The following is a 2,568-nucleotide window of genomic DNA, read 5'->3' on the forward strand; positions in this document are numbered from 1 at the left end:
AATTTTTTGAGTCAATATTGTTTTCATTAATTATTATTGGTTTTATTTAAAAAAATTGTTATAATTTTCGTAAATTGATTTAAATTCATTATATTACTTTTATTTCAAAAATAAACTGTATTAATTAGTTTAAATATATTATTGGTTGATTTTAATTAATATTAAATATTTAGGAGTAATATTATGGGAGAAAAAAATCAAATTCAAAATACTTTGTTGTATATAGGTCATATCTTTCGGATTATAATAAGTTTGAGAAAAAGACTAGGGAATTACTGAAAGGGAATTAAGTGATGGTTAGTCTGGGGACTGAATTAGCTTTCAGTCTCCAAAACTGTTATTGAACTTTTTGCAGATGCTTTTGCAATCTTTGAATCTCCTTTGACGGATATTACAACGTCATGTGTGCAATTGCTCAGGGAAGCGCTTGAAACGGTTACCTGGCCGTTGGCATTTGTCTTAAGATTGAAGGTTTTAAACTGTTTTCCGGTATAAACTTTAACAGTTACTTTAACATTTTTCATAGCTTTTTGTGTTTCCTTGTTTTTGACTGTAATTTTTAAGGTTTTAGTTGTATTAACATCAGTTGTTATTTTTGGGGCTTGAATTGAAAGTTTTGCTTTTGATAACTTAATTGAAGTTGTTTTTTGACCTAAATCATCAGTATATCTGTCTGCAGTTTTTATGATTACCTTATGGGTTCCAATTTTTAAGGAAGAAGGATCATATTTTGCAACTCCGGCAGAGTTGGTTGTAATTTTGACTGTTTTATACTTTTTGCCGGTGTATACCTTTAAGGATAGCTTGATTCCTTTCAGTGCATGATTTGTAAAGTAGTTGGTTACCTTTACATTCAATGTCTTTCCTGAGTTGTATGTGGTTGAAAGTTTGCCTGCCTTGATTTTGAGATATGTTTTTCCGATTTGGAATTTCTTCAGGCTCACAGTATTTTTTGCTATACTTCCTGACTGGGTTGTTGCGGTCATGCTGTATTTTCCAGGCTTGAAAGGAACATTATAGCTAACGGTTCCTTTGGAATTGGTTTTTAAGGTTACCTTTTTGCCGTTTGAAAACTTGACGCTGATTTTTTGATTGGCCAGTCCCTTTTTGGTAAGCATGTTGTTTAACTGGAATGTCAATTTGCTGTCCTTGTAATATGCGCTTGTCTGCTTGACACCAAAGCTGGTAGGTATTTTTTGGATTGTGAAATGTAGTTGTCCTATCACAATGTCTGATTCGGTTAATTTTGCCTCAAGCAAATATGAACCAGGGGACAATTTTAAATCGGTATCGATTAGTCCTTTGGAATTGGTTGTAAATTCTTTCCACAGTTCATCGTCAACATATATTCCCACAGCCTTGTCTGAAATTGGAGCTTTTGTTGTGGTATTTGTCAGGGACAGATGGAGTTTAGTCTGGCCATAGTAGTATCCGGTCTGTGAGAGTTCACACTTCATATCGTTTCTTGTATATGTACTGCTTGAATCGGAAATTATTTCATTGCTTTTGTCCACTGAAAGCGGATCATCATCAATTGGATTTTCAAGGTCAGTTTCATTCAATTCAGCTGCGCTGACACTTGTCAATGTAATGATTGATAAAAATAAAAACACGAAAATTATCTTTTTGTTTAACATAATTAATGTATAGTATTTCAGACTATTTAACATTATCAATGAAATCCTGTATCAGCCAGTCTGAAATGCTGATATCACTTCCATATCGGATAATTTCATCTTTTTTGAACCATTTTGCTGTAAGTATCTCATCACCGTCGACTTTGATATCACCTGATTCATATTCAGCGGTAAATGCAAGCATAAGTGAGTTTGGAAAAGGCCAGGACTGGCTACGTTCATATTTGAGGTTTTTGATTTTGATTCCGACCTCTTCAAGGACTTCCCTGTGCACTGCCTCTTCTATTGTCTCTCCAGGTTCTACAAATCCTGCAATCAGTGCATATCTGATGTTGTCGTGGTAACTGTGCTTTGCCATGAGCAGCTCATCGCCTTTTCTTATGGCTACTATTATTGCAGGAGCGATGCGAGGATAATGGTTTTGACCGCATGAAGGGCATTTAAGCATCATGTCCTTTTCATCCAGTTCAGTTCTGGTTCCGCATCTTCCGCAAAATCTGTGGGATGTATACCAATCGCGCACAAGAACTGCTTTTCCAGCAATATGGTACAGGTCATGGTCAAATTCATAGACTTCGTTAAGAGGATAGAATTCTTCTTCTGTTTCAACATTAATCACGAAAGCTTTTTTGTCATTGTAAATGCCAATGAATAGGCAAAACTCAATGTCAAAATTATCAAGTGATTTTGGCAATTTTTTGTTTTCATCTAGAAATAATCCCCTGTTTTCATTAAAAATAAATAAAATATCATCATCAGTTGGTTGAATTGTGTTGCTGAAATCGATTTGGTAGTTTTCATAAATGGACTTTTCAATCATGTTTAATAATTTGTTTGATTAGTATTTAATTTTTGCTTTAGTTCTGAAATTGTCTTTGTTTTGTAAAATTACATTCAAAAAACCATTTATTAAATGATTTTTCATTTAAAT

2 protein-coding genes are annotated in these 2,568 nt (G+C 33.6%); both read right to left on the reverse strand.

What is annotated here, in order from left to right:
• Nucleotides 1-314: 314 nt before the first annotated feature.
• On the reverse strand, nt 315-1,637 hold the full coding sequence (locus tag ACKI2P_RS06590; protein WP_407376152.1) for a hypothetical protein: 1,323 nt from the start codon (nt 1,635-1,637) through the stop codon (nt 315-317).
• 22 nt (nt 1,638-1,659) lie between these two features.
• Entirely contained in the window at nt 1,660-2,457 is a 798-nt protein-coding gene (gene nudC, locus ACKI2P_RS06595; RefSeq protein WP_407376154.1) for an NAD(+) diphosphatase, read from the reverse strand.
• Nucleotides 2,458-2,568: the final 111 nt, after the last annotated feature.

The organism is Methanobrevibacter sp., from assembly GCF_045541095.1.
GTDB lineage: Archaea > Methanobacteriota > Methanobacteria > Methanobacteriales > Methanobacteriaceae > Methanocatella.

Coding starts and splice junctions, on each gene's coding strand:
- nudC (WP_407376154.1), bottom strand. CDS start 2,457: ATGATTGAAAAGTCCATTTATGAAAACTACCAAATCGATTTCAGCAAC.
- ACKI2P_RS06590 (WP_407376152.1), bottom strand. CDS start 1,637: ATGTTAAACAAAAAGATAATTTTCGTGTTTTTATTTTTATCAATCATT.